This window comes from Streptomyces sp. SL06, from assembly GCF_058244745.1.
The window spans coordinates 5,078,400-5,103,981 of sequence record NZ_JBSYOT010000002.1; the positions used below are offsets into that span (position 1 = coordinate 5,078,400).

Consider the following 25,582-nt stretch of genomic DNA (forward strand, 5'->3'; position numbering starts at 1 on the left):
CGGCGCTGGCGTGGTCGAAGGTGCTCCCCGCGAGGGCGCTCCCGCCGGTCCCCCCGGAGTTGTCGCCGAAGCCGCCCCCGAAGGCCCCGAAGCCCCCGCCCCCGAAGGCGTCGCAGGCGTCCCGTCGGTGGCCGGGTTCCCCGGGCCGTTCAGGGCGACGTACGGCCGTATGCGCAGGGGGTTGTAGTCCTCCTCCGCCGCGGCCTGTGCGGTGCGGGCCTCGCGCAGGGCGTTGGACGCGCGGGGGCCGCAGGCGCAGGACGGTGTGTTGTCGGGCCGTCTGGGTGCCTCGCACTCCGGGCACGACGGCGCCGCGGGCTGCTCGTGCGGCTCGTTCTGGTGTTCCACGCGTTCGTCCCTCCGCTCGCGACTCCCCTCGCGAACTCCAGAGATTATCCAGATCTCCTCCACACTCTCGCGCGCACCTCCCCCGAATCCCGGCTCCGGGGAGGACTGAACCGGCCATAACTGGTCACACCGATCTGGATGGACGGTGCGCGACCGCACCGTCAGCCTTCGTGGAGGTCCGCATGGCCGCAGATGTGCCCGAGGCGGCGGGACACGAGCAGGTCTCCAGCAGCGTGCTCGTCTCGATCGGCGCCCTGCTCCTCGGCATGCTGCTCGCCGCGCTCGACCAGACCATCGTGGCCACGGCGCTGCCGACCATCGTCAGCGACCTCGGCGGCCTCGATCACCTGTCCTGGGTGGTCACCGCGTATCTGCTGGCCGCGACCGCCGCGACCCCGCTGTGGGGCAAGCTCGGCGACCAGTACGGACGCAAGAGGCTGTTCCAGACGGCGATCGGGATCTTCCTGGTCGGATCCGCGCTGTGCGGCATCGCCCAGAGCATGCTCGAACTCATCGCCTTCCGCGCCCTGCAAGGCCTCGGTGGCGGCGGGCTGATGGTGCTGTCGATGGCGATCGTCGGCGACCTGGTCACGCCCCGCGAACGAGGCCGCTACCAAGGGCTGTTCGGCGCGGTCTTCGGCGCGACCAGCGTGCTCGGACCGCTGCTCGGCGGCATCTTCACCGAGCATCTGAGCTGGCGCTGGGTCTTCTACATCAACCTGCCCCTCGGCCTCGTCGCGCTCGCCGTGATCGCGGCGGTCCTGCACATCCCGCGCCGGACCACCCGGCACGTCATCGACTACCTCGGCACCCTCCTCATCGCGTCCGTCGCCACCTGCCTGGTGCTGGTGGCCTCGCTCGGCGGCACGACCTGGGCCTGGAGTTCCCCGCAGATCATCGGGCTCGCGGTGCTCGGCGCCGCCCTGGCCGCCGTCTTCGTGGCCGTGGAACGCCGGGCCGCCGAACCCGTGCTCCCGCTCAAGCTCTTCCGCGTCCGCACCTTCACGCTCTCCGCCGTCATCAGCTTCGTCATCGGCTTCGCGATGTTCGGCGCGATGACGTACCTGCCGACGTTCCTCCAGGTCGTGCGGGGCGTCACCCCGACCATGTCCGGTGTGCACATGCTGCCGATGGTGTTCGGCCTGCTGCTGTCGTCCACCGTCTCCGGGCAGATCGTCAGCCGCACCGGCCGCTGGAAGGTCTTCCCCGTCGCGGGCACCGCCGTCACCACTCTCGGCCTGCTCCTGCTGCACCAGCTCGACGAGCACAGCGGGACCGCCGTGATGAGCGCCTGCTTCTTCGTCTTCGGGCTGGGCCTCGGCCTGGTGATGCAGGTCCTCGTCCTCATCGTGCAGAACGCCGTCGCCTACGAGGACCTGGGCGTCGCCACCTCCGGCGCGACCTTCTTCCGGTCCATCGGCGCCTCCTTCGGCGTGGCCGTCTTCGGCACGATCTTCGCGGGCCGGCTCGGCGACCGGCTCTCGGACGCGTTGCGGGGCGCCGCCCTGCCGCCCGGCGTCTCCGTGGACACCCTTGAGTCCGACCCGCGCGGCATCGGCGCCCTGCCGCCCGCCCTGCGCCCCGAGGCGGTGCACGCCTACGCCTCCTCCATCACCAACGTCTTCCTGTACGCCGCCCCCGTCGCCCTCGTCGCCTTCGTGCTGGCCTGGTTCCTCAAGGAGGACCGGCTGCGCGGCTCCGTCACGGCGCCGGACGCCACGCAGACCCTCGCCAGCAACCCGGTGGAGCGGTCCTCGCACGACGAGGTGTGCCGTGCGCTGTCGGTGCTGGGCACGCGCGAGGGCCGCCGGGAGATCTACCGTTCCATCACCGCACGGGCCGGCTGCGACCTGCTGCCGGCGGCGAGCTGGATGCTGCTGCGGGTCAGGAAGTACGGCCGGGTCGAGCCGGCCCTGCTCGTGGAGCGCGGCCCGGTCCCGCTGAGCGCCGTCATGGCGGCGGCCCGCCAGGTGGAGGAGCGGCATCTCGCCGTCCGCGAGGGCCCCGACCTGATCCTCACCCCGCGGGGCCGCGAGGTCGCCGAACGGCTGGCGCTGGCCCGCGAGGAGTCGCTGGCCGAGCTGCTCGGCGACTGGTGGGGCCCGGACCGCCCGACCGACCTGACGCGCCTCGTGCGGGAACTCACCGCCGAACTGTGCGGCTCGGAGCGGGAACGCCCCCACGACGACGAGGGACGCACCCCGACGCCGACCGGCTGAGCCCGCTCAAAAGACGGACGCACCGGCGTATTTTCCCACCGATGTGCCCTTCGCGCGAGCCGTACGCCGTTTGAGCGCGGTCTCAACGGCAACCCGAACGGCGAACCGGCCCGCTCCGAGAGCCGGTAGGGCCGAAAACCCGGAAGGCACTCATGTCCACAGGCGTGATCATCGCTTTGATCGTGATCGTGGCGGTCGTGCTCGTCGTCGCGGCCGTCCTTGCCCTGCGCGCACGGGGCCCCCAGCACGGCGGAAGCCTGAAGCGACGCTTCGGGCCCGAATACGACCGGGCCGTGACCCGGCACGACGGCGACACCGAGGCCGCCGAACGCGAACTCGCCGAACGCGTCGAACGCCACGGCTCGTTGCAGGCTCGGTCGCTGGAACCGGCCGAGCGCGAGAGCTACGAGGCGCGCTGGACCGTGGCGCAGGAGCGCTTCGTCGACTCCCCGCGCGAAGCGGTCGGCGAGGCGGACCGGCTGCTCGCGGAACTGGCCGGTGCCCGGGGCTTCCCGGACGGCGCACAGTACGAGGAGCAGCTCGCGGCACTGTCCGTGCACCACGCCCACCATGTCGAGGGCTACCGGCGCGTGCACCGCGTGACGCACACGCGCGCGGACGGGGCCGAGGACGGCGGCGCGGACACGGAGGAGCTGCGCGAGGCCATGGTCGAGGCCCGCGCGCTCTTCGAAGACCTGGTACGACCGGCCCGCCACGACGGCGGCCGGTACCGGAGCGACACGGACGGCAAGCAACCCGCGCCCGCCGGCGCGCACCACTCGTGGTCGCTCGGCAAGCGCCGGCCGAAGGAGAGTTGAGACACATGTCCGACCTGACCCGGCAGCCCGGCGACTTCCCCGTCGAACCAGGCGCGCCGACCTCCACCACCCGCCCCCGGCGGACGGGCGACGCACCCCCGCCCCCGCCCCCGACACAGAAACCGACACCGACACCGGCACAGACACAGACACCGAGTTCCACCACGCCCCCGAAGGCGGCCTCAAGTCCCACCCGGACCCCGTCGTCCTCCACCACCGGCGCCCGCGCCGAGGAGAGCGCCGGTGTGGGGACGCTCCTGCCGCCCGACGAGTCCGACAAGTTCGGGCAGCGGCTGCACCACGCGGTGGCCGGATTCGTCGACGCGCCCGGCGCCTCCGTGGAGGAGGCCGACCGCGTCCTGGAGGAGATCACCACCCGCTTCACCGACGCCGTGGCACAGCGCCGCCGGACCCTGCGCACGACCTGGCAGGACAGCGGCGACGACGGTCCCGACCACGGCACCGACACCGAACAGCTCCGTCTGGCCCTGCGGGACTACCGCGAGCTGGCGGACCGCCTGATGCGCCTCTGACACGTCCGGCGCTATCCGGCCGCCCGGCGCTCCCGCCACTGCCGTACGACCTCTTCGACGTCGTAGGGCTTCAGACCCAGCGGGGGGCCGGGCGGCGGCTTGAACATGACGTCGCGGATCTTGACGTTGATCTCCTCGACGATGCGGCGCACCACCCGCTCCGAGGGGGCCTTCGCCGCCGCCTCCAGGGCGTCCTCCGCCTCCTTGCGCAGGGCCAGCGTGGGCGGCAGCACGGAGAAGCCCTCGCGGGCCATCTTCCGCTTGACCCACCACAGTTCGTCGTAGGTGCTGTCCACGTCGCTCGGCAGCGGCTTGCCCGCACCGGGCAACTCGGCGAACTCGCCGCGCGCGTCCGCGTCTCGAATCTGCTTGTCGACCCAGGACTCGAAGTCGACGCCGGGTGGCTTTCGCTCGGTCATGACTTCAGTGTGCCGGACACCGTGCCGCCGGTCGATCTATCATTCGGCGGCGACAAGCCAACGACGGACGTCTCTGAGGTCTTCGAAGGAGCGCACGTGCTCGAACTCACCATGGCCGCCGTCAGCGCCGCGGACGCGGGTGCCACGGCCGGGATGCAGATGGCCGAGGCGCCCAGCGAGCCGGAGGCGGTGCTGCGGGTGGGCCGGGACAAGTCCGTGTGCCGGCTGTCGACGCCGGACGACTGGCTGTTCGTCTCCCGGGTCCACCTGGAGTTCCGGTGCGGCCCCGACGGCACATGGGCGCTGACCTGGCTGCGCGGCTCGCAGCCGGACCCCTCCTCGGAGGTCCGGCTCACCGTCGGCCCGCACACGCAGGCCTTGGCGTACGGCGGCACGGTGCCGCTGCCGAGGGGCGGCAGCGGCGAGATCGTGGTCCAGGACCGCGCCGAGCCGCGCAGCGTCAACGTCGGCTTCTACCACGAGGTGTAGCCGGGGCCCCGGGGCTCAGGCCACCACCCGGGCCAGCGCGAACCCGTCGTAGCCCTTGCTGCCGACGGTCTGGAGCGCCGTGCCGCTGAGCCGCGGGTGGCTGCCGATCAGTTCGATGGCGGCGCGGGTGCCGCGTACGTCGTCGGCGCTGTCGTCGGCGTCCGCCACCCGGCCGCCGCGGACCACGTTGTCCACGACGACGAGGCTGCCGGTGCTGGTGAGCTTGAGGGCCCACTCCAGGTAGTGCGCGTTGTTGCCCTTGTCGGCGTCGATGAAGACCAGGTCGAAGGGCGACGGGTTCTCGTCCGCGAGCCTCGGCAGCGACTCCAGGGCGGGGCCCACGCGTACGTCGACGAGCGCGTCGAGACCGGCGCGGGCGATGTTGCGGGTGGCGACCTCGGCGTGCCGTTCGCTGTACTCCAGCGTGACCAGGCGGCCGTCGGCGGGCAGGGCGCGGGCCAGCCAGATGGTGCTGTAGCCGCCGAGGGTGCCGATCTCCAGGATGCTGCGGGCGCCCTGGATCCGGGCGAGGAGCTGGAGGAACTTGCCCTGGTTGGCGGTGACGTTCGCCTGCGGCAGCCGGGCGGCCCGGCTCTCCCGCAGGGCGGCCTCCAACGGTTCGTCGTCGGGTGCGAGGTGGGTGGTGAAGTAGGCATCGACGTCGTCCCAGAGCTGCGACTCGCTCATGCCGGGGCCTCTCATGCGTCGTTAGTGTTCCTAAGTAGGTGCGCTAACGAAGATAGTCGCGTGCCGGGGCGTGTGTCAGGGTCGTCGCCGCGCGTGTCCATGCTCTGTTTACGCCCGGTATGCTTTTCGTTGCACAGTGCACCAAATGCCGCCACGACCTGTGATCCCCTGTGATCCTTCTCGCTCCCGCGAGAGGCGGGTGGCGGTCAGGTCGGGCGGGGGTCGGCTGCGTCTCCCCCTCGGGAGGGCGGTTGCGGGCCTCGTAGGCTTCGCAAGGAAGACACACCGCGTACACCGGCGCGGTACGAACGGGGCGGAGGCCGACGAGGCGTGGCGAATGCGGAGCACAGCGGGCGACCGGCGGAGCCCTTCGGGGCCACGGCCGTCGACGCGACCCAAGCACGGCTGCGCGTCGCGCGCCTCGCCCTGTGGCTGGTCGCCGCGGTCCTCGCCGTACGACAGCTGGCCGCGGTCCTCGGCACCCCGCGCGGCGAACGGCTGACGGACCTGGAGACCTGGGTCGGCGAGCACGGCGTCCTGCACGTGGAGGGCTCCCTCTACGACTCCACGCGGTTCACCGGCACGCCCTTCGTCGGCCTGGTCCTCAAACCCTTCACGCGCGCCGCCGAGCAGGCCCTCGGCTGGGGCTGGACCTTCGGCTCACTGCTGCTGGTCGTCGCCCTCGGCCTGGTCGCCGCCCGCGCCCTGCCCAAGCCGGTCGGACGCCGTACGGCCCTTCTGGCGGCGCCCGTCGCCGTCAGCCTGCTGATGCTGTCGCTGCCCGTGCGCAACGCCCTGTGGCTCGGCCAGACCAGCATCATCCCGGTCCTCCTGGTCCTGCTGGGCTGCTTCGCCGTACGCGGGAGACACGGCGACCGCGTCGGCGGCGTGCTGATCGGGGTCGCCGCCGCGTTCCAGCCGACCGTGCTCCTCTTCGTCCCGCTGCTGTGGTTCACCGACCGCGGCCGGGCCGCCGTGTCGACGGGGATCACCTTCCTCGCCTGCACCGCCCTCGCCTGGGCGGCCATGGCGCAGGACTCGTACACCTACTGGGTCCACCATCTGGCCGGTGTGGGCCTGGGCGGCGAGGCCGACGACCTCGCCAACCAGTCGTTGCACGGCGCGCTGCTGCGGCTCGGCCTCTCCGGACCGCTGGAGATCGCCCTCTTCCTCGTCCTCGGCGCGGCCGTCGCGGTCCTCGCCCTGCGCCGCGCCGTGCGCTACGCCCGCGACGGCCAACTGCTGCTCGCGGTCGCCGTCACCGGCTGCGCGGCCGTCGTGGTGTCCCCGACCACCTGGCAGCACCAACTGCTGTGGGTGTTGCCCGCGGTCGTCGGCAGGGTCGGCAAACGGGCCTCCGACCGGTACGTGTGGCCGGTCGCCGTCATCCTGGTGATGACGCTGCCCGCGAAGATGATGCTGCCGAACATGGCCGTCCTGTACCCGCTGCGCGACAACGTCGTCCTGCTCGCGGCGCTGGCCGCCGCCGTCGCCGTGCCCTTCCTGCCGCGCACCTCGCCGTACTTCGAGACGCCGGTCGCCGCGAGTTGCGCGCCGCCGGTGCCGACCCGCTTCAGGCATGTCCCGCTGCTGCCGTTCCTGCGCCGGGTCCTCACCCGCCCCAACCTCCTGCTGGAACTGCTCCTCATCCGGGTCACCTACGCCGCCTACTCCCAGGTCCGCCTCGCGGCGACCGGCGGCAGCAACTCGGCGGGCCGCGCCCGCGCGGAGGAGCACGGCCGGCAGATCTTCGACATCGAGCGCTTCCTGCACATCGACATCGAGCACGCGGTCAACCACGCGGTGGTCAAGGTCGGCTGGCTGCGGGACTTCTTCGACTTCTACTACACGTCGTTCCACTTCGTGGTCCCGCTGACCGTCCTCGGCATCCTGTACTGGCGCCGTCCGGTCGACTACCGCTGGGCCCGCGCCTCCCTGGGCTTCGCGACGCTGCTGGCCCTGGTCGGCTTCTGGCTGTACCCGCTGGCGCCGCCGCGGCTGATGCCGGGGCTCGGGATCATCGACACGGTGCACGGCGCGCAGGACTTCACGAAGCCGGACTACGGCACGCTGACGCACCTCACCAACCAGTACGCGGCGATGCCGTCGCTGCACTTCGGCTGGTCCCTGTGGTGCGGGCTGGTGATCGCGCTCATCGCGCCGAAGGTGTGGATGAAGGCCCTGGGCCTCCTCCACCCCCTGTTCACCGTCTCGGCGATCGTGGCGACCGGCAACCACTGGGTCCTGGACGCGGTGGGCGGCGCGGCCGTGGTCGCGGGGGGCTTCGGCCTGACGTACCTGTTCCAGGGGCCGCGGGCGCGGGGGGTCAAGGGCACGTCGCTGGTGACGGACGTGGCCGCCGCCCCGTCCCGGGCGGCAACCAAGGACCCCGCCCGGGACCCGGCCAAGGACTCCACCGGGAGCTGAGCCTCACCGGTGCCGGGTGAACCCGCCATCCCGGGCGCGGCCGTCAAGCCGTCGCGGATGCCCAGCTGAGGAAGCTGCTGAAGACGGCGGGGGCAACCGTGAGGGCCGGTCCCGCCGGGATCTTGGAGTCCCGTACGGCGACCGCGGCGGGCAGTTCGGCGATCTCGACGCAGTCGCCACCCAGGTCGCCGCAGTACGACGACTTGCGCCACGCCAGCCGGCCCAGTGGCGCGCACTCCACGCAGTCGCCGTCCTGGTCGCTGCTGTAGCTGGACTTACGCCACTGGATCCTCGTCGGCATCGGCTTGCTCCCCATAGCGTTCCTCCATCACCTGGCGGATCAGTTCCGCCGACTCCTTGAGGGAGAGCGCGGCGGCCCGGAGGTGATCGTAACGGAGTGAACAGTCGTTGACGTTCTCCGGATCGGCGGTCGTATGCCCGCTGCCGTACTTCTCCATGTAGAGGATGACCGGGTCCCTGGCGAAGTGGTAGAGGCTGAAAGCGCCGGTGAGCCCCGGGTGCGCGCCCACCGAGAACGGCAGCACTTGCACATTGACCCGGGGGTTGTCCTCGAAGGACAACAGCCGGGCCAGTTGGCCGCGCATGGTCTCTCGGCCGCCGACCTCCTGACACAGTACGGCCTCACTGAGGATCACCCAGTAGACCGGCGATCGCTTCTTCTCGAAGACGCGCTGGCGGGCGAGGCGCACAGCGGTGCGGTCGTCGAGGTTCGCCGGGTCGAACGCGCTGAGTACGGCCTGTACGTAGGCTTCGGTCTGGAGCAGGCCGTGGACCAGGTGCGGCTGGAAGGCGCAGATCTCGGTCGCCCGCGCCTCCAACTCCCCCACTTGCTGAAACCAGGCCGGTTGTTGACTGCGCATCACCAGGATGACCAGGCGGGACAGTAGTCCGCCCGTGCCCAGCGCGGCGTCCGCCCGTTCGCTGAACTCCGATGTCGGCAGCTTGCGGGCGGTCTCGATCTGGCCGACCAGTGAGCCGGTGTAGTTGACGATGTCGCCCAACTGCCGCTGGGTCAGCCCGGCGGCCTCGCGGTAGCGCCGCAGCTCAAAGCCGTAGTAGTCGAGCGGTGAGGCGCCCGGGTCGAGGGCGTTGGTCTGGGTCACGCTGAGCCCTTCTCGCGTAACTCGGTCCACTGTGGGGCCGGTTGCATCCGTTCGGTAGCTCACGGTAGTCGGGCCACGTCAGGCTTGTGGTGTGAACGAATACTTTCCTTCTGTCCTCCTGGGCCATTGCCCGGATCAGTACCGGATGAGTTTCACGCCGGGCGCGCACTCGGCGCGGCACGTCCGGCGGATCGTCCGCTCGTACCTGGTCGAGTGGGACCTCACCGAGCTGTCGGACGCCGTGGAACTCGGCGTGACCGAGCTGCTGGCCAATGTCGTGCGTCACGTCCCGGACCGCCGCTGCACGATGGTGCTGCTGCGGCAGGCGGGCGGCGGCGGGATTCGGGTGGAGGTGGCGGACAGCTGTCCGCGCCTGCCCCGCCGGGCCGACGCGGTGGGGGACGACGCGGAGTGCGGCCGTGGGCTGGTCCTGCTGGACGCGGTGGTCGACAAGTGGGGCGTGCGGTCCGAGCCGGAGGGCGGCAAGACGGTGTGGTTCGAGTGCGCGAGCCGCTCCCGGCCGTCGGCGTGAGCTTGCGTCCACGGAGCGCCCGTCGCCCAGCAGCCTCCCCCCCCATCCGTTTTCCGTGAACACCTTGACCTCCCCTGTCCTCCAACGTCTCATCTGAGCGCAGCAGTGACACTTCCGCCTCCGATGCTCACGGTTGAGGAGTAGACCCACTCCCCTCCGAGAGCGCCGAGGGAGCCTCGTCATGCGCGACGGCTCGACTCGTCGGGCTTCTCGAAAGTGACCGGTGCTTCGAAGGCCGCTCTGCGGGTGGCCCGGCGCAGGGCCTTCAGGACCGGGGGGCCGAGGGTGAGGGTCAGGACGACCGTCATGACGGCGCGGCCCGTGTCCCAGCCGAGGGACGTGGCCATGCAGTAGGCCAGGAAACGGGCCAGGTTGGCGGGGACCGACGCGTCCGGGTCGAAGGCGATGTTCGAGGCGAGCGCGTTCATGAAGGTCCAGCCCGCGAGGTTCATCACCGTGCCGTAGGCGAACGCGGCCAGGAAGCCGTACGCGGCCAGCATCAGCAGCTCCGCACGGCCGCGCAGCCGGTCGGGGCAGGGCAGCAGGCCCGCCCCCATCGTGAACCAGCCCATCGCCAGCATCTGGAAGGGCATCCACGGCCCCACCCCGCCGGTGAGCAGCGCGGACGCGAACATCGTGACCGAGCCGAGGACGAAGCCGAAACCGGGGCCGAGGACCCGGCCGCTGAGGACCATGAGGAAGAACATCGGCTCAAGTCCGGCCGTCCCCGCGCCGATCGGACGCAGCGCCGCGCCCGCCGCCGCGAGGACCCCGAGCATCGCCACCGCCTTGGGGCCGAGGCCGGACTCCGAGATCGTCGCCGCCACCACGGCCACCAGCAGCACCAGCAACCCCGCGAACAGCCACGGCGCGTCCTGGGCGTGCGCGTTCAGCGAGGCGTCCGGGGGAGCGAGGAAGGGCCAGCCGAAGCCCGCCACACCCACCGCGCCGACCAGGACGAGGGCCGCGACGGAACGGGGACCCAGCCGGACGGCGCGGGCCTGGCGGTCACGGGGAGCGGGAGCGCCGCCGGTCATGCCAGGGCCTCCCGCACCTGTGCGACCGTCAGCCACTTGCGCGGCGCCAGCACCTTGGCGACCTGCGGTGCGAAGGCGGGGGAGGCCACCACCACGTCGGCCGCCGGGCCGTCGGCGATGACCTCGCCCTCGGCGAGCAGCACGACCCGGTGGGCCAGCTCGGCGGCCAGTTCCACGTCGTGGGTGGCCAGCACGATCGCGTGGCCCTCGGCGGCCAGGCCGCGCAGGATGCCGGCCAGGCGGGCCTTCGCCGCGTAGTCCAGGCCGCGCGTCGGCTCGTCCAGGAGGAGCAGGGGAGGGCGGGCGGTGAGGACGACGGACAGGGCGAGGGTGAGACGCTGGCCCTCCGAGAGGTCCCGGGGGTGGATGTCGTCCGTGACACCGGGGAGCAGCTCGGACAGCAGGGCGCGGCAGGTGCCGGCCGGTGCCCCCGCGTCCCGGTCGGCGGCCGCGCACTCGGCGGCGACCGTGTCGGCGTACAGCAGATCGCGCGGCTCCTGCGGCACCAGGCCGACCCGGCGTACGAGGTCACGCGGGGCCGTGCGGTGCGGTACGGCGTCCCCGGCCCGGACCGCGCCGGAGGACGGTTCGACCAGGCCGACCAGCGCGGACAGGAGGGTCGACTTCCCGGCGCCGTTGCGGCCCATCAGGGCGACCGTCTCGCCGGGGGAGACGGTCAGGTCGACATGGCGCAACGCCTGGACGCGGTCGCGGCGGACGGCGAGGGAGCGGACCTCGGCGGCGTACGGCGTCGAGGGCGTCCCCGTGGCGCCGGAGGCCCTCCGGCGGGGGAGCAGGCGCCGGCGCGCGGCGGGGGCCGCGGCCCGGGGCGCGGGGAGCGGTGCGGTGCCCGGCGGCAGTGTGCGCTCGGGGATCTCCCGGTCGGCCAGCCGGTCCCGCAGCGGGCCCGCGCGGCGGCGGGCGTCCCGGACCGTCAGCGGCAGCGGTGACCAGCCCGCCAGCCTGCCCAGGCCCACCACCGGCGGATACACCGGGGACACGGCCATCACCTCCGCCGGGGGCCCGAGGAGCGGCGGCGCGCCCGGGGCCGGGAGCAGGACGACCTGGTCGGCGTACTGGATGACGCGTTCCAGCCGGTGCTCGGCCAGCAGGACCGTCGTACCGAGGTCGTGGACGAGACGCTGGAGGACGGCGAGGACCTCCTCCGCCGCGGCGGGGTCCAGGGCGGAGGTCGGCTCGTCCAGGACCAGCACCTCGGGGTGCGGGGTGAGCACCGAGCCGATCGCGACCCGCTGCTGCTGCCCGCCGGAGAGCGTGGCGATGGGACGGGCCCGCAGGTCCGACAGCCCAAGCAGGTCGAGGGTCTCCTCGACACGGCGCCGCATCACGGCCGGGGGCAGGCCCAACGACTCCATGCCGTAGGCGAGTTCGTCCTCGACGGTGTCCGTCACGAAGTGGGAGAGCGGATCCTGCCCCACCGTGCCGACCACGTCGGCGAGTTCGCGCGGCTTGTGGGTGCGGGTGTCGCGGCCGGCCACCGTGACCCGGCCGCGCAGGGTGCCGCCGGTGAAGTGCGGCACGAGGCCGCCGACCGCGCCGAGGATCGTGGACTTGCCGACCCCCGACGGGCCCGCGAGCAGGACGAGTTCGCCCTCGGGGACCTCGAAGTCCACGCCCTGGACGGTGGGTTCGGCCACGCCGTCGTACGTCACGGAGACTTCCTCGAAGCGGATCACGACGGCTCCTTGACGGGTGCGGGTGCGGGGGTGACGAACGCCGGGAGCAGACCGAGGAGTACGGCCGCCGCGGGCCACAGCGGGAGCGTCGGCGCGACCAGCGGGACCACGCCCGGGTGCAGCGCCGCCGGGTCGCGGGCGGCGGCGAGGAACAGCAGCGCCGCGACGGCCGCGCCGGATGCGGTGACCAGCCAGGCGCGGGCGCCCCAGCGGTCCGGGCGGTAACGGGTGCGGACCGACCTGCGGCCGCCGAGCCACAGGCCCGCGAGCGCGGCGGCGAGACCGGCGAGGAGGACCGGCACGCCGTACGTGCCGCCCGCGGCGGTCAGCACTCCGTACGTTCCCGCGCAGACGCCGAGCAGACCACCCAGGGTGAGGGCGGCGGTGGTCCGGCGCACCCGGGCGGGGACCTGCGCGGTACGGCCGTAGCCGCGGGCGTCCATCGCGGCGGCGAGGGAGACGGAGCGCTCCAGGGCGCCCTCCAGTACCGGCAGTCCGACCTGGAGCAGGCCGCGTACGCCCTTGTCGGGGCGGCCCCTGAGACGGCGGGCGGCGCGCAGGCGCTGTACGTCGGCGATGAGGTTCGGCGCGAAGGTGAGGGCGACGACGACGGCCACGCCCATCTCGTACAGGGCGCCGGGGAGGGACTTGAGGAGGCGGGAGGGGTTGGCGAGGGCGTTCGCGGCGCCGACGCAGACCAGGAGGGTGGCCAGCCTCATCGCGTCGTACAGGGCGAAGGCGAGGCCCTCCGCGGTGACCCGGCCGCCGAGGCGGATGCCCTGCGCCCAGTCGGGGAGGGGGACTTCGGGGAGCGTGAACAGGGTGTGCGTGCCGGGGATCGGGGAGCCGAGGACCGTGGTGAACAGGAGGCGGATCACGAGCACGGCGAGGGCGAGCTTGACGAAGGCGCCGTAGGAGCGGGACCAGGGGGTGTGGGGGCGGCGGGTGATGACGACGTAGGCGGAGACGGTGCCGAGGAGGGCGAGCAGGAGGGGGTTGGTGGTGCGGGTGGCGGCAGTCCCGAGCGCCAGCGCCCAGAGCCACCAGGCGCCGGGGTGCAGGGGGGTGGTTTGGCGGGCGCCGGTCCGTGTCGGCGGGGTGCGGGTGTTGTGGTGGTCGTAGGGGTCGGGGGCGCCGGCCCGCGTCGACGGGGTGCCGGTGGTGCGCTGGTCGTGGAGGCCGGGGGCGCCGGCCCGCGCCGGCGGGGTGCCGCCTGCGCCCACCCGTGCCGCCCCAGCGGCACGACTGCCCGCAGGCTGGGTGGGATCTGGGTCAGTCGGTGGCATTTCTGCGCCGCCTTGCTTGCCAGGCCGCTGCCGTGCCCAGGGTGGCGACGATCGCGATGCCTGCGACGAGGCCGGCCGACGGGCCGTCGCCGGCCTGGGTGTTGCCGCGCTCCGGGGCCGCGGAGGCGCCTTCCCGTGCCAGCTGCTCCCCGCACCCCGTCTTCGGATACCCCGCGATCGCGCACAGCAGGGCGTTGGTGTCGTAGCGGAGCGGGCCCGCCACGGCGGCGAGGGCGTCGGCGGTGGTGGCGTCGGGGGAGAGGCTCGCGCACGCCGTGCGCCCGGCCGGCGGACTCTCGCCGGACGCGGCGTCGGACGCCGTGCCGAAGTCCAGGACCAGCGCCACCCGCTTGCGGCCCTCCTCGGCCGGCGTCTTCGCGCAGATCGCCGCGAAGTCCGCCGTGCCGCGCGGCTGCTCCGCGTCCCCGGAGTCCTCGCTCACCGCGAAGCGGAAGCCCTGGACATCGCCGTCAAAGGGGCGGGCGGTGGACGGGCCCTGGGTCGCGTAGACCCAGTGGCCACCGGCGCGGTCCCAGAAGGACCAGTAGCGGTAGCCGGCGGCCTGCGCCTGGCCCGCGCCCCCGATGAGCAGGCACGCGGCCAGGGCGAGCAGGAGGACGCGGCGGGTCACGGCTGCCGCTTCTTGTTGCGGTTGCTGAGCAGGAAACCGATGCCGATGCCGAAGACCAGGCAGACGCCGACGAACCACCAGACGCCGAAGGGGGAGTCGTCCTTCGCGTCGGACTTGTCGCTCGCGCCCGCGCCCTCGGCCGCCTTGGCGCCCTGCGGAGCCGGTCCCGTCGCGTTGAGCCCGGTCACCAGGTCGGTGCCGCCGAAGGCGCGGGGATCGGTGCCCGTGGCATGGGCGGCGAAGATCAGCTGGGCGTAGGCCGCGGGGCCGCTCTGCTCCGCCCAGTCCGCGGCGTTCTTCTCCAGCCAGGCCAGCGGCTTGGCCGCCCGGTCCGCGCCGCCCTGCGCGGCGATGGCGACGACCGCGTCGGCGGTGTTGCCGTAGTCGGGCTGGTCGGCGGAGCCGCCGAGGCTGGTCGTGAGGTGGCCGTCCTCGGCGACGGCGGCGGCCAGGTGGGCGGCGCCGTTCGCGGCGGCCTGCTCGCGGGTCGGCTTCTTCGCGTCGGCGCAGGTGACCTCGCCCGCCGCCCTGCCCGCCCCGGTGACCAGGCCCTTGCCGAGCGCGCCGAGGACCCCGGCGGCCGTGGCGTCCGCGTTGGCGAGCAGCTTGCCGTCCTTGTCCGGCTGGAAGGCGAAGGCGCCCGCGCCCTCGTCCTCGGCGCAGGGCAGGGCGAAGGCCAGCAGGGCGTCGTACGGGGTCCGGCCGGCCTTCTCGACCCGCTCGGGCTCGGTGCCGGCGGCGGCGAGGGTGCCGATGACGAGGGAGGTGGAGTTGGCGTCGCTGGCGCCGCCAGGGGTGTAGCCCCAGCCGCCGTCCTTGTTCTGTACGGACTTCAGCCAGGCGAGGGCGGCCTCGACGGCGTCGCCGTGCCCGCCGAGGGCCCGCAGCGCCTGGACGGCGGCGGCCGTGCTGTTGGTGTCGACCATGGTCGTGGCGTCGCACGCCTTGGCGGGGTCGGCGCGGAACGGGGCGAAGCCGCCGTCGTCGCACTGCTGCCCGGTGAGCCAGTCCACGGCCTTCGACGACGGGACCACACCCACCGTGTCCTGCGCGAGCAGGGCGAGGGACTGGCGCCAGACACCGTCGTACTGGGGGTCGGCGGTGCCGTACAGACCGGACGGCGTGGCCGGCGTGGACGCGGCGGCGGACGGCGACGGGTCGGCGGCGACCGCGGGCGCGGCGGAGGCGCCGAGCACGGCTATGGCGGCAAGCGCCGCGGCGCTGCCCCGGCGGCGGACGTTCATGATCGGCGGGTGCCTTTCCCTGTGCGGGACCGGGCAGCAGGGGGCACCCCCGGCGGCTCGGCCCCGTATGCCTCGACGGTGCCCGTGCTCCGGCGGGCGCCGGGCACGTGAGCCGGTCACGTCCGTCCCGGGGCAGTCCGGCTCACCGCCCGGACAGGCCCTCACGGGGTCTCGGCGGGCGGTTCACGGTTGCGGGTCAGCGCCGGAATTGCACCGGCTTCCCCCCGTACGGTGTGATGACGACGCGGCCACCTTACCCGCCCGCCGGAGGCGGCCCGAGAGGCGGTCGTACGGCGGGGGCGGCCGGAGGATACGTTCCGGGTATGCGCATGGGGAGCCTGATCGGGGCGGGGCGTACGGCCGACGTGTACGAGATCGACGAGGCGTGGGTGCTGCGCCGCGACCGCGAGGGCCTCGGGGACGCGGCGGCCGAGGGCGCGATGATGGAGCACGTGCGCGCGCACGGCTACCCGGTGCCCAGGGTGCGGCCCGGCGGCCCCGGGGCAGCGCGCACGGACCTCGTACTGGAGCGGCTGACCGGTCCGACGATGCTGCGGGCGCTCCTCGACGGGGCGATGGCGCCGGACGAGGCGGGCGCCGTGCTCGCCGGGCTGCTGCGGCGGCTGCACGAGGTGCCCGCGCACCGCTCCGCCGACCCGGACGCGCGCGTCCTCCACCTGGATCTGCACCCGGACAACGTGATCCTGACCGCCGACGGCCCCCGGGTCATCGACTGGTCCAACGCCGAGGAGGGGGACCCCGGCCTCGACTGGGGCATGTCCGCGGTGATCCTCGCCCAGGTGGCGGCCGGTGACGGGCCGATGGCCGACCCCGCCGGCGCCGTGCCGGCCGCCCTGCTCGCCGACCCGTCCGCACTCACCCCACGGGGCCTCGCACGGGCGCGGGCACGACGCGCGGCCAACCCGACCATGAGCCGCGCCGAGCTGGAGCTGCTGCCCGCCGCCGAGGACCTGATCCGCTCCCACCTGGGCTGAGCGGCACCTGGACCGGGCGGCCGGTCCTCACGGACGGGTCGGGGCCCGCCCCGCCTCCGTCAGGTCGATCAGCCGGCACACCGTCTCGATGTCCGCCCCCACCTGGGCGAGGGAGGCGCGCCCCGCGAGCCAGGTGATCAGGGTGGAGAGCCAGGTGTGCTCGATGACGCGGACCGCGGAGAGCTGCTCGGCGGTGGGATTGTCCAGGCCGCCCATCGCGTCCAGGATGATCGCCGTGGTCTGCCGGGAGACCTGGTCGACCTCCGGGGAGACCCCGCGGTCGGCGAAGGTCAGGGCGCGCGCCATCGCCTCGGCCAGCCGGGGTTCGCGCTGGAGCGCGACGAAGGCCCGCATCAGGGTCTGCGCCACCCGCTCGGCGGCCGTCTCCCCGGTGGGCGGGCTCTTGCGCAGGGTGCCGTGCAGCCGCTCCAACTGGTCGTGCATGGTCGCGACCAGCAGATGGACCTTGGACGGGAAGTACCGGTAGAGCGTGCCGAGGGCGACCTGCGACGACTCCGCGACCGCGCGCATCTGCACCGCCTCGAAGCCGCCCCGGCAGGCCAGCCGGGCGGTCGCGTGCAGGATGCGGCGGCGGCGCGCCCGCTGCCGCTCGGTGAGGGACGGGGCGGCGGAGCGGCGCGCGGAACCGGCGGCTTCCGCCTCCGGGTTGTCCACCTTGGTCACCTGCTCCCCCTCACCCGGCCGGGCGGCGTGTCGTGCCGTGGCGTGAATCACCTGATCCACTCGTCACAGCTTCCCTACCTGCCGGTAGATTCGGAGCCGCTGACGATCAAGTCTGAAACTTGTTCTAGATTAACGTCCCGGCATAGTGTCGCGGGACAGTGCAGTGAGAAGGGGGCCCAGAGTGACCGCAGAGGCCAGTCAGGCGGGTCCCGGTCCGGAGCCCGCCGCCGACGGCTTGCGACCGCTCCGCATCGCACTCCTCACCTACAAGGGGAACCCGTTCTGCGGCGGCCAGGGCGTCTACGTCCGCCACCTCTCGCGCGAACTGGCCCGCCTCGGCCACCGGATCGAGGTCATCGGCGCCCAGCCCTACCCCGTGCTCGACGTGCTCGACGGACAGGGCGGCGACGAGCGGCTGTCCCTCACCGAGCTGCCCAGCCTCGACCTCTACCGCCAGCCCGACCCCTTCCGCACCCCCAAGCGCGGCGAGTACCGCGACTGGATCGACGCGGTGGAGGTCGGCACGATGTGGACCGGCGGCTTCCCGGAACCCCTGACGTTCTCGCTGCGCGCCCGCCGCCATCTGCGCGCCCGCCGCGGCGACTTCAACGTCGTCCACGACAACCAGACGCTCGGCTACGGCCTGTTGGGCGACGTGGGCGCCCCCCTCGTCACCACCATCCACCACCCCATCACCGTCGACCGGCAACTGGAACTGGACGCCGCCGGCAGCCGCAGACAGCGGTACTCGGTGCGCCGCTGGTACGCGTTCACCCGCATGCAGAAGCGGGTCGCGCGCCGCCTGCCCTGCGTGCTCACCGTCTCCGGCACCTCCCGCCAGGAGATCGTCGACCATCTCGGCGTACGGGACGACCGCGTCCACGTCGTCCACATCGGCGCCGACACCGACCTGTTCTCGCCCGACCCGTCGGTGCCCCGGGTACCGGGCCGGATCGTGACGACCTCCAGCGCGGACGTGCCGCTCAAGGGCCTGGTCTTCCTCGTCGAGGCGCTGGCCAAGACGCGTGCCGAACACCCGCGCGCGCACCTCGTCGTGGTCGGCAGCCGGCCCGCCGAGGGGCCCGTCGCCCAGGCGATCGAGCGGTACGGCCTCGAAGGCGCCGTCGAGTTCGTCAAGGGCATCTCCGACGCCGAACTCGTCGGCCTGGTGCGCTCGGCCGAGGTCGCCTGCGTGCCGTCGCTGTACGAGGGGTTCTCGCTGCCCGCCGCCGAGGCCATGGCGACGGGCACGGCCCTGCTCGCCACGACCGGCGGCGCGGTCCCGGAGGTCGCCGGACGCGACGGCGAGACCTGCCTCGCCGTGCCGCCCGGCGACGCGGGCGCGCTGGCCGCCGCACTGAACCGGCTGCTGGGCGACCGCGAACTGCGGGCCCGGCTCGGCGCGGCCGGCCGCGAACGCGTACTGCGCCACTTCACCTGGGCCCGCGCCGCCGAGGGCACGGCCGCCCGCTACCGGGAGGCCGTCGGCTCCTCCACGACCACCCCGAGGGCCGTCCCCGCGACGCCCGCCAGTGACACCGGCGTCTACCCCGAAAGCAGGGCCACGTGCTGACCGTCGACTTCTCCCGGTTCCCGCTCGCCCCGGGCGACCGCGTACTGGACCTCGGCTGCGGCGCCGGCCGGCACGCGTTCGAGTGCTACCGGCGCGGCGCCCGGGTCGTGGCGCTGGACCGCAGCGCCGAGGAGATCCGCGAGGTCGCCAAGTGGTTCGCGGCGATGGAGGAGGCCGGCGAGGCCCCGGCCGGCGCCACCGCCACCGCGATGGAGGGCGACGCGCTCGCCCTGCCCTTCCCCGACGAGTCCTTCGACGTCGTCATCATCTCCGAGGTGATGGAGCACATCCCCGACGACAAGGGCGTACTCGCCGAGATGGTCCGCGTCCTCAAGCCCGGCGGGCGCATCGCGATCACCGTGCCGCGCTACGGCCCCGAGAAGGTCTGCTGGACCCTGTCCGACGCCTACCACGAGGTCGAGGGCGGCCACATCCGCATCTACCGGGCCGACCAGCTCCTCGCCCGCGTCCGCGAGGCGGGACTCAGGCCCTACGGCACCCACCACGCGCACGGGCTGCACTCGCCGTACTGGTGGCTGAAGTGCGCGTTCGGCGTCGACAACGACAAGGCGCTGCCGGTGCGCGCGTACCACAAGCTGCTGGTCTGGGACATCATGAAGAAGCCGCTGGCGACGCGGGTCGCCGAGCAGGCGCTGAACCCGCTGATCGGCAAGAGCTTCGTGGCCTACGCGACCAAGCCGCACCTGCCGCCCGTGGACGCCGCGTGACCACCTCCCGCACACCCCGCACCGAACACCTCGTCCTGCCCGGCGTCCTCACCGACGCGCAGGCCGCCGAGACCGTCCGCGGCATCCTCGCCCACCAGCGCGAGGACGGCGCGATCCCCTGGTTCCGCGGGCACCATCTCGACCCCTGGGACCACGTCGAGGCGGCGATGGCCCTGGACGCGGCGGACGAGCACGAGGCCGCCGCGCGGGCCTACACGTGGCTGGCCGAACACCAGAACGAGGACGGCTCCTGGTACGCGGCCTACGCCGACGGGGACTTCGCCGCCGTCACCGACCGCGGCCGGGAGACCAACTTCGTCGCCTACGTCGCCGTGGGCGTCTGGCACCACTACCTCGCCACCGGCGACGACACGTTCCTGGACCGGATGTGGCCCGTCGTCCACGCGGCGGTCGAGTTCGTCCTGCGCCTCCAGCAGCCCGGCGGACAGATCGGCTGGCGCCGCGACCAGGACGGCACCGACACCACCGACGCCCTGCTGACCGGCAGTTCGTCCATCCACCACGCCCTGCGCTGCGCGCTCGCCGTCGCCGAGCAGCGCGAAGAGCCGCAGCCCGACTGGGAACTGGCGGCGGGCGCGCTGCGGCACGCCATCCGCCGGCACCCGGAGCGCTTCCTCGACAAGGGCCGCTACTCGATGGACTGGTACTACCCCGTGCTGGGCGGCGCGCTGACCGGCACGGAGGCCAGGTCCCGCATCGCGGAGAGCTGGGACCGCTTCGTGGTCCCGGGCCTCGGCGTGCGCTGCGTCGTGCCCAACCCGTGGGTGACCGGCGGCGAGTCGGCCGAACTCGCGCTCGCCCTGTGGGCGGTGGGCGAGTCCGACCACGCCCTGCGGATACTGCAGTCCATCCAGCACCTCCGGGACGCGGACAGCGGCCTGTACTGGACCGGCTACGTCTTCGAGGACCGGGCGCTCTGGCCGCGGGAGCTGACCACCTGGACGGCCGGCTCCCTGCTCCTCGCCGTCGCCGCGCTCGGCGGACACGAGGCCACCTGCCAGGTCTTCTCCGGCGACCGCCTGCCGAGGGGCCTCGACCCGGACTGCTGCGGCTGAGCGGCGCGGCGGATCAGTGCCGGTGCAGTCGGTTGGCGATGGCGTGGCCGACGAAGAGGTAGACGACCGCGGCCAGCCCATAGCCGGCGACGACGCGGGCCCAGGCCTCGTCGAAGGTGAACAGGTCTCGTGACCAGCCGGCCAGCCAGTTGGCCGCGTCATGGACGAACCGCACCAGGTCGTTGGCCCGGTTGGCGTCCAGCAGATACATCAGGATCCACAGTCCGAGGATGACGGCCATGATGTCCGCGATCACCGCGACGGCCGTACCGGCGGAGTTGGAACCACTGCGACTTCGAGGGGACATGCCTTCCGTCTGGCCCCGGAAGTCCGTTTGAAACCCGCGCCGCCACCGAAGGCGACGGCCCCCGCCCGGAAGGGCGGGGGCCGTTGACGTTGAGCGCGGGGCGGGCGCGGTCAGCCGCGCTGGATGCCCGAGGTGTCCTGGAGGACGCCGCGGCGGCCGTCCTGCGTCTGGGCGACCAGGTTGGCGCCACGCTGCTCGACGGCCAGGTACCAGGTGCCCGGCGCCAGTTCGGCGATCGGGGTGGGGGAGCCGTCCTCCGCGAACAGCGGACGCGGCACCGGCACGGCGAACCAGAACGGCGAGAAGTCCCCGGCCGGCTGCGCCTGCGCCTGCTGCGGGGCGGGCGGCTGCGGCTGACCCGGCTGGGGCTGCCCGCCGAAGGACGGACCCGGCTGACCGGGGTGCCCCGGCTGCCCCGGCTGACCGGGCTGGCCGCCGAACGGCTGCTGCGCGCCCGGGTAGCCGTAACCGCCCTGGGGCTGGCCGCCGTAGGGCTGCGGCGCGGCCGGCCGGGCGGCGGGGAGCAGGGAGCCCTTGAGGGCGGGGACCAGCGGCGTGGCCACGGCAGCGGCGGCCATGACCAGCGTCGCGATGAGCGCGAGGATCAGACCCACACCGAGGTCGGGGCCGCTGGTACCGCCGCCGACGTTGTCGATGCCGCCGGCCGGGTCGAAGACGTTGCCGAGCGCGCTCCACGCGGCGAAGACCGTGAACGCGACGCCGAACTGGCCGAGGTCGAGACCCGCGATCTGCTTGGGCTGCGGCAGCCCCCGGGCCACCACGATGAGCGCGGCGCCGATGATGCCCGCCAGGACGACACCGAACACGACCGGCGCACTGCCCCACAGGCTGGGCAGATCGAGGCCGGCGGGGGCGCCGTCGACGGAGTAGAGGCCGAGGAACGACGCGATGAACAGCAACACCGCTGCTCCGATCACCACGCCGTCGCCTCGAGTGAGGGAGCGGATATTCACTTCAGGTCCTTCGTAGGTCGTCTCGTCGTCGGTAGAGGCGTCGCTGTCACGATGTCGCCGAAAAGGTTCCGGTGTGAAGCGCGGGGGTGACCCCTCATGGTACGGAGGACACTATCGTCCGTACCTCGCGGCTGTCCGCAGGGACCGGGGCGCTGATCGCTACCGGCGCAGGAAACTCACGATTCCCTCAGACATCCCTTGTGCCGCCTTCTGCCGCCAACTGCCGCTGGTCAGAAGGGCGGCGTCCGTACTGTCGCGCATGTTGCCGCACTCGATGAACACCTTGGGAACCGTTGACAGATTGAGACCGCCCAGGTCCGTGCGCGTGACCAGACCGGTGCCCTCGCCGACGTAGTTGGAGGGCGCGCTGCCCGTGACGCGGACGAAGTTGCCCGCGATGCGCCGGCCCAGTTCCGCGGAGGGCGCGACGACGGCCCGGTTGTCGGCGCCGCCCTCGCGCACCGCGCCCGGCAGGATCACATGGAAGCCGCGGTTGCCCGCCCCCGACCCGTCGGCGTGGATCGAGATCGCGGCGTCCGCGTGCGCCTCGTTGCCGATCCGGGCCCGCTCGTCCACGCAGGGCCCGTACGGACGGTCGCCGTCCTGCGTCAGCCGCACCGTGGCGCCCTGCTCCTCCAGCAGGGTGCGCAGCCGGTGGGCCACGTCGAGGGTGAACTCCGCCTCCGGCCAGCCCGCGTTGGTGGACGTGCCCGTGGTGTCGCACTCCTTCCAGTGGGTGCCGATGTTCACCCGGCGGTTGATCTCGGCGGTGTGCCGGAAGTTGCCCGTGTTGTGCCCCGGGTCGATGACGACGACCTTCCCCGCGAGGGGACCGGATCCGGCGGCGGGCGCGGACTTCGAGGCGGACGCCGACGGCCGCGCGGTGGTCGCCGCGGCGCTGGAGGGCGAGGAACCCGTGGGCTTCTTGCCCTCGCCCGCCGGGGCGGCCGGATCACCGGAGGACGGCGCCGCCGATGTCGCGACGGCGCCCGCGCGGCCGGTGTCGTCCCCGCCCCCGCCGTCCGGGCCGCCGACCGCCGCGTACACCCCCCACCCGAGCAGCGCCCCGGGCACGAGCGCGGCGACGGCCACGGTCAGCGGGCGGCGCAGCGGGGAGCGGCGGGGCTGGGGAGGATCGAAGTCCGGGCCTGTGTACGACACGCAGCGACTCTAAACCGCGCCCTCAGATCCCCGCGCCCGTTCGCCGCAGGACGCGCAGCGAACCGGTCGCCGAGACCTCGGTGAACGCACCGGACGCCAGAGCCCTCAGAAAGACGCGGTACGGGGCCTGGCCGGTGAACTCGTCGGCCGGGTCCGGGAAGACGTCGTGGATGACCAGGAGGCCGCCGTCGGCCACGTGCGGCGCCCAGCCCTCGTAGTCGGCGTTCGCGTGCTCGTCGGTGTGGCCGCCGTCGACGAAGACGAGGCCGAGGGGGAAGTTCCAGAGCGCCGCGATCTGCGGTGAGCGGCCGACGAGGGCCACCACGTGCTCCTCCAGACGGGCCCGGTGCAGGGTGCGGCGGAAGGCGGGCAGGGTGTCCATGACGCCCAGTTCGGGGTCGACCGTGTCCGGGTCGTGGTAATCCCAGCCCGGCTGCTGCTCCTCGCTGCCCCGGTGGTGGTCGACGGTGAGCGCGGTGACCCCCGCCCGGCGGGCCGCGTCGGCGAGCAGGACGGTGGAGCGCCCGCAGTACGTGCCGACCTCCAGCAGCGGCAGCCCGAGCCGGCCGGCCTCCATGGCGGCGGCGTACAGCGCGCGGCCCTCGTGCGGGGGCATGAATCCCTTCGCGGCCTCGAAGGCGGTCAGGGCGTCGGGGGCGGGTGCCGCGGGCATGGGGGTTCCTTCCGGCGAGATGGCGCGGGCGCTGGTGGGCCGGCGCCCATGCTGCCGTACCCCCCGCCGGGCGGGCGGCGGGGGGTACGCAGGAGGTACGGGGCCGGAGGGCGCGGGTCAGGCGGAGACCGTCTCGCCCGGCAGGGACAGGTCGAGGCCGACCGGGCGGTCGCCGTCGTGGGTCGCCGAGTGGGCGAGCGGGCCGTGGCCCACGGCGCGGGCGGCCAGGACGTACGGCCCCCCGGCGGGCACCGCGAGGGCGTAACCGCCGTCGGCGGCGGAGAGGGCCGCGCCCGCCTGGCGGCCGTGCCGGTCGATCAGCGTGACCTTGGCACGGGCGACGGGGCTGCCGTCGGCGGCCAGCACCCGGCCGTGGAAGCCGCGCGGCGGCCCGCCGGCCGCCGGCTCCCCGGCCAGCGCCCGCTCGGCACGGGCCAGGTTCGCGTCCTCCTCGCTGCTCGCGCGCAGTTGCGGGAGTGCGGCCGGACCGCGGCGGGGGAGGAGGAGAGCCAGCGCCAGGCCGATCACCACCGCGCCGGTCGCGATCAGGAAGGAGACCCGGAAGCCGCGCATCGTGGGGACCGCGACACCGCCGACCTCGTCCGCCGTACTGGCCAGCACCATGCCGATGACGGCGCTCGACACCGATGTGCCGATGGACCGCATCAGGGTGTTGAGGCCGTTGGCCGCGCCCGTCTCCGAGGCCGGGACCGCGCCGATGATCAGGGCGGGCAGCGAGGAGTAGGCGAGGCCGATACCGGCGCCGAGCAGCACCGAGGTGACGACGGTCTGCCAGGCGGCGCTCATCAGGCCGAGGCCGCCGCCGTAGCCGACCGCGATGATCAGCAGACCGATGATCAGGGTGGTGCGGGGTCCGTGGCGGGCGGCCAGCCGGGCGTACACCGGCGCGGTGAACATCATCGTCAGGCCCAGCGGGGCCACGCACAGGCCCGCGACGACCATCGACCGCCCGAGGCCGTAGCCGGTCCCGGAGGGCAGTTGGAGCAGCTGCGGCAGGACCAGCGAGACGACGTAGAAGGCGACGCCGACCATGATCGAGGCGAGGTTGGTGAGCAGCACCTCGCGGCGGACCGTGGTGCGCAGGTCGACCAGCGGGGCCGCCACCCGCAGCTCCATCAGGCCCCACAGGAACAGCACCACCGCGGCGGCGGCGAACAGGCCGAGCGTGCCGGGCGAGGACCAGCCCCAGTCGGCGCCCTTCGTGATCGGCAGGAGGAAGAGGACCAGACCGGCCGCCAGACCGAACGCGCCCGGCAGGTCGAAGGAGCCCTTGGCGCGCAGCGGGGACTCCGGTACGACCAGGAGGGTCAGGGCGATGGAGAGCACACCGAGGCCCGCGGCGCCGTAGAACAGGGCGTGCCAGTCGGAGTTCTGCGCGACCAGGGCCGCGGCGGGCAGCGCCAGGCCGCCGCCGACGCCGATCGAGGAACTCATCAGCGCCATCGCCGAGCCGAGCCGCTCGCGGGGCAGCATGTCGCGCATCAGGCCGATGCCGAGGGGTATCGCACCCATCGCGAAGCCCTGGAGCGCACGGCCGACGATCATCGGGAGCAGGGTGTCGGTCAGGGCGCTGACCAGCGCGCCCAGGACCATCACCGACAGGCTGGCGATCAGCATGCGGCGCTTGCCGAACAGGTCGCCGAGCCGGCCCATGATCGGCGTGGCCACGGCTCCGGACAGGAGCGTGGAGGTCAGCACCCAGGTGGCGTTGCCGGGTGTGGTGTCCAGGAGTTGGGGCAGGTCCTTGATGACCGGGACCAGCAGGGTCTGCATCACCGCGACGACGATGCCCGCGAAGGCGAGCACCGGGACGGTGGCCCCGCTCGCTCTCCGCACGGGTTCGTCGGTCGTCGTGTGGGACATGGGGTGGGGCCTCCAGGCCGGGAGCGGGCCAGTGCG

General features: G+C 73.5%; 25 protein-coding genes and 1 riboswitch. Of the genes, 10 read left to right on the forward strand and 15 right to left on the reverse strand.

Features of this window, described 5'->3' with window-relative positions; translation table 11 throughout:
- Window positions 1-530: 530 nt before the first annotated feature.
- From AC4IHM_RS23190 to AC4IHM_RS23200, 3 genes are all read left to right on the forward strand, one after another.
- A complete protein-coding gene (locus AC4IHM_RS23190) occupies window positions 531-2,567 on the forward strand; it encodes an MDR family MFS transporter (protein ID WP_490868930.1) in 2,037 nt (678 codons plus the stop codon).
- A 152-nt stretch (window positions 2,568-2,719) separates the two neighbouring features.
- Window positions 2,720-3,385, forward strand: coding sequence for a hypothetical protein (locus tag AC4IHM_RS23195; RefSeq protein WP_490868931.1), 666 nt, complete (start codon window positions 2,720-2,722; stop codon window positions 3,383-3,385).
- Window positions 3,386-3,390: 5 nt separating this feature from the next.
- Window positions 3,391-3,918, forward strand: coding sequence for a hypothetical protein (locus AC4IHM_RS23200; RefSeq protein ID WP_490868932.1), 528 nt, complete (start codon window positions 3,391-3,393; stop codon window positions 3,916-3,918).
- Between the two features lie 11 nt (window positions 3,919-3,929).
- On the opposite strand, the gene AC4IHM_RS23205 is transcribed toward AC4IHM_RS23200, so the two are convergent.
- Complete coding sequence (locus AC4IHM_RS23205; protein WP_490868933.1) at window positions 3,930-4,337, reverse strand: DnaJ family domain-containing protein; 408 nt, start codon at window positions 4,335-4,337, stop codon at window positions 3,930-3,932.
- A gap of 96 nt (window positions 4,338-4,433) precedes the next feature.
- Between AC4IHM_RS23205 and AC4IHM_RS23210 the strand changes: the two genes are divergently transcribed.
- Entirely contained in the window at window positions 4,434-4,826 is a 393-nt protein-coding gene (locus AC4IHM_RS23210; protein WP_490868934.1) for an FHA domain-containing protein, read from the forward strand.
- Between the two features lie 15 nt (window positions 4,827-4,841).
- Here the strand turns inward: AC4IHM_RS23210 and AC4IHM_RS23215 are convergent, their stop codons facing one another.
- On the reverse strand, window positions 4,842-5,513 hold the full coding sequence (locus AC4IHM_RS23215; protein WP_490868935.1) for an O-methyltransferase: 672 nt from the start codon (window positions 5,511-5,513) through the stop codon (window positions 4,842-4,844).
- A gap of 330 nt (window positions 5,514-5,843) precedes the next feature.
- Here AC4IHM_RS23215 and AC4IHM_RS23220 point away from each other — a divergent pair, with 330 nt between their 5' ends.
- A complete protein-coding gene (locus AC4IHM_RS23220; protein WP_490868936.1) occupies window positions 5,844-7,940 on the forward strand; it encodes a bifunctional glycosyltransferase 87/phosphatase PAP2 family protein in 2,097 nt (698 codons plus the stop codon).
- A gap of 43 nt (window positions 7,941-7,983) precedes the next feature.
- Here AC4IHM_RS23220 and AC4IHM_RS23225 read toward each other — a convergent pair whose 3' ends face one another.
- Together AC4IHM_RS23225 and AC4IHM_RS23230 are read right to left on the reverse strand one after the other, a co-directional pair.
- Complete coding sequence (locus tag AC4IHM_RS23225; RefSeq protein ID WP_490868937.1) at window positions 7,984-8,241, reverse strand: DUF397 domain-containing protein; 258 nt, start codon at window positions 8,239-8,241, stop codon at window positions 7,984-7,986.
- Window positions 8,216-9,064 (reverse strand): helix-turn-helix domain-containing protein, encoded by an 849-nt coding sequence (locus tag AC4IHM_RS23230; RefSeq protein WP_490868938.1) that lies wholly within the window; start codon window positions 9,062-9,064, stop codon window positions 8,216-8,218. The genes AC4IHM_RS23225 and AC4IHM_RS23230 overlap by 26 nt, the downstream gene beginning before the upstream one ends.
- Window positions 9,065-9,209: 145 nt before the next feature.
- On the opposite strand from AC4IHM_RS23230, the gene AC4IHM_RS23235 reads away from it, so the two are divergent.
- Window positions 9,210-9,596 carry an ATP-binding protein gene (locus AC4IHM_RS23235; protein WP_490868939.1) on the forward strand — a complete coding sequence of 129 codons (387 nt, stop codon included), beginning with the start codon at window positions 9,210-9,212 and terminating at the stop codon, window positions 9,594-9,596.
- Window positions 9,597-9,775: 179 nt separating this feature from the next.
- Here AC4IHM_RS23235 and AC4IHM_RS23240 read toward each other — a convergent pair whose 3' ends face one another.
- The 5 genes from AC4IHM_RS23240 to AC4IHM_RS23260 are packed head-to-tail and all read right to left on the reverse strand — an operon-like array spanning window position 9,776 to window position 15,491.
- Window positions 9,776-10,633 (reverse strand): ECF transporter S component, encoded by an 858-nt coding sequence (locus tag AC4IHM_RS23240; RefSeq protein WP_490868940.1) that lies wholly within the window; start codon window positions 10,631-10,633, stop codon window positions 9,776-9,778.
- Complete coding sequence (locus AC4IHM_RS23245) at window positions 10,630-12,330, reverse strand: ABC transporter ATP-binding protein (protein ID WP_490868941.1); 1,701 nt, start codon at window positions 12,328-12,330, stop codon at window positions 10,630-10,632. Before AC4IHM_RS23245 ends, AC4IHM_RS23240 begins: the two co-directional genes overlap by 4 nt.
- The gene (locus AC4IHM_RS23250) at window positions 12,327-13,616 is read right to left on the reverse strand and encodes an energy-coupling factor transporter transmembrane component T (RefSeq protein WP_490868942.1); all 1,290 of its coding nucleotides are present in this window, start codon (window positions 13,614-13,616) and stop codon (window positions 12,327-12,329) included. Before AC4IHM_RS23250 ends, AC4IHM_RS23245 begins: the two co-directional genes overlap by 4 nt.
- Window positions 13,603-14,247, reverse strand: a complete 645-nt coding sequence (locus tag AC4IHM_RS23255) for an SCO2322 family protein (protein WP_490868943.1) — start codon at window positions 14,245-14,247, stop codon at window positions 13,603-13,605. Before AC4IHM_RS23255 ends, AC4IHM_RS23250 begins: the two co-directional genes overlap by 14 nt.
- Window positions 14,244-15,491, reverse strand: coding sequence for an SCO2321 family membrane protein (locus AC4IHM_RS23260; RefSeq protein WP_490868944.1), 1,248 nt, complete (start codon window positions 15,489-15,491; stop codon window positions 14,244-14,246). Before AC4IHM_RS23260 ends, AC4IHM_RS23255 begins: the two co-directional genes overlap by 4 nt.
- A gap of 166 nt (window positions 15,492-15,657) precedes the next feature.
- Window positions 15,658-15,715, reverse strand: a riboswitch (cobalamin riboswitch).
- 99 nt (window positions 15,716-15,814) lie between these two features.
- Here AC4IHM_RS23260 and AC4IHM_RS23265 point away from each other — a divergent pair.
- Window positions 15,815-16,486: a phosphotransferase gene (locus tag AC4IHM_RS23265; RefSeq protein WP_490868945.1), complete on the forward strand. Its 672-nt coding sequence runs from the start codon at window positions 15,815-15,817 to the stop codon at window positions 16,484-16,486.
- A 27-nt stretch (window positions 16,487-16,513) separates the two neighbouring features.
- Here the strand turns inward: AC4IHM_RS23265 and AC4IHM_RS23270 are convergent, their stop codons facing one another.
- Window positions 16,514-17,170: a TetR family transcriptional regulator gene (locus AC4IHM_RS23270; RefSeq protein WP_490870908.1), complete on the reverse strand. Its 657-nt coding sequence runs from the start codon at window positions 17,168-17,170 to the stop codon at window positions 16,514-16,516.
- Between the two features lie 181 nt (window positions 17,171-17,351).
- On the opposite strand from AC4IHM_RS23270, the gene AC4IHM_RS23275 reads away from it, so the two are divergent.
- From AC4IHM_RS23275 to AC4IHM_RS23285, 3 genes are read left to right on the forward strand one after another with little or no spacing between them, the layout of a single operon-like run.
- Window positions 17,352-18,743: a glycosyltransferase family 4 protein gene (locus tag AC4IHM_RS23275; RefSeq protein ID WP_490868946.1), complete on the forward strand. Its 1,392-nt coding sequence runs from the start codon at window positions 17,352-17,354 to the stop codon at window positions 18,741-18,743.
- The gene (locus tag AC4IHM_RS23280) at window positions 18,737-19,471 is read left to right on the forward strand and encodes a class I SAM-dependent methyltransferase (RefSeq protein WP_490868947.1); all 735 of its coding nucleotides are present in this window, start codon (window positions 18,737-18,739) and stop codon (window positions 19,469-19,471) included. The genes AC4IHM_RS23275 and AC4IHM_RS23280 overlap by 7 nt, the downstream gene beginning before the upstream one ends.
- Window positions 19,468-20,547, forward strand: a complete 1,080-nt coding sequence (locus tag AC4IHM_RS23285; protein WP_490868948.1) for a prenyltransferase — start codon at window positions 19,468-19,470, stop codon at window positions 20,545-20,547. Before AC4IHM_RS23280 ends, AC4IHM_RS23285 begins: the two co-directional genes overlap by 4 nt.
- 13 nt (window positions 20,548-20,560) lie before the next feature.
- On the opposite strand, the gene AC4IHM_RS23290 is transcribed toward AC4IHM_RS23285, so the two are convergent.
- The 5 genes from AC4IHM_RS23290 to AC4IHM_RS23310 all read right to left on the reverse strand — a co-directional run bounded on the left by AC4IHM_RS23290 (window position 20,561) and on the right by AC4IHM_RS23310 (window position 25,546).
- The gene (locus AC4IHM_RS23290) at window positions 20,561-20,854 is read right to left on the reverse strand and encodes a hypothetical protein (protein ID WP_107479119.1); all 294 of its coding nucleotides are present in this window, start codon (window positions 20,852-20,854) and stop codon (window positions 20,561-20,563) included.
- A gap of 110 nt (window positions 20,855-20,964) precedes the next feature.
- The gene (locus tag AC4IHM_RS23295; protein ID WP_490868949.1) at window positions 20,965-21,828 is read right to left on the reverse strand and encodes a hypothetical protein; all 864 of its coding nucleotides are present in this window, start codon (window positions 21,826-21,828) and stop codon (window positions 20,965-20,967) included.
- A 159-nt stretch (window positions 21,829-21,987) separates the two neighbouring features.
- Window positions 21,988-22,989, reverse strand: a complete 1,002-nt coding sequence (locus tag AC4IHM_RS23300) for an N-acetylmuramoyl-L-alanine amidase (RefSeq protein WP_490868950.1) — start codon at window positions 22,987-22,989, stop codon at window positions 21,988-21,990.
- Between the two features lie 22 nt (window positions 22,990-23,011).
- A complete protein-coding gene (locus AC4IHM_RS23305) occupies window positions 23,012-23,662 on the reverse strand; it encodes a class I SAM-dependent methyltransferase (RefSeq protein ID WP_490868951.1) in 651 nt (216 codons plus the stop codon).
- A 117-nt stretch (window positions 23,663-23,779) separates the two neighbouring features.
- The gene (locus AC4IHM_RS23310; RefSeq protein ID WP_490868952.1) at window positions 23,780-25,546 is read right to left on the reverse strand and encodes an MFS transporter; all 1,767 of its coding nucleotides are present in this window, start codon (window positions 25,544-25,546) and stop codon (window positions 23,780-23,782) included.
- Between the last annotated feature and the right edge of the window lie 36 nt (window positions 25,547-25,582).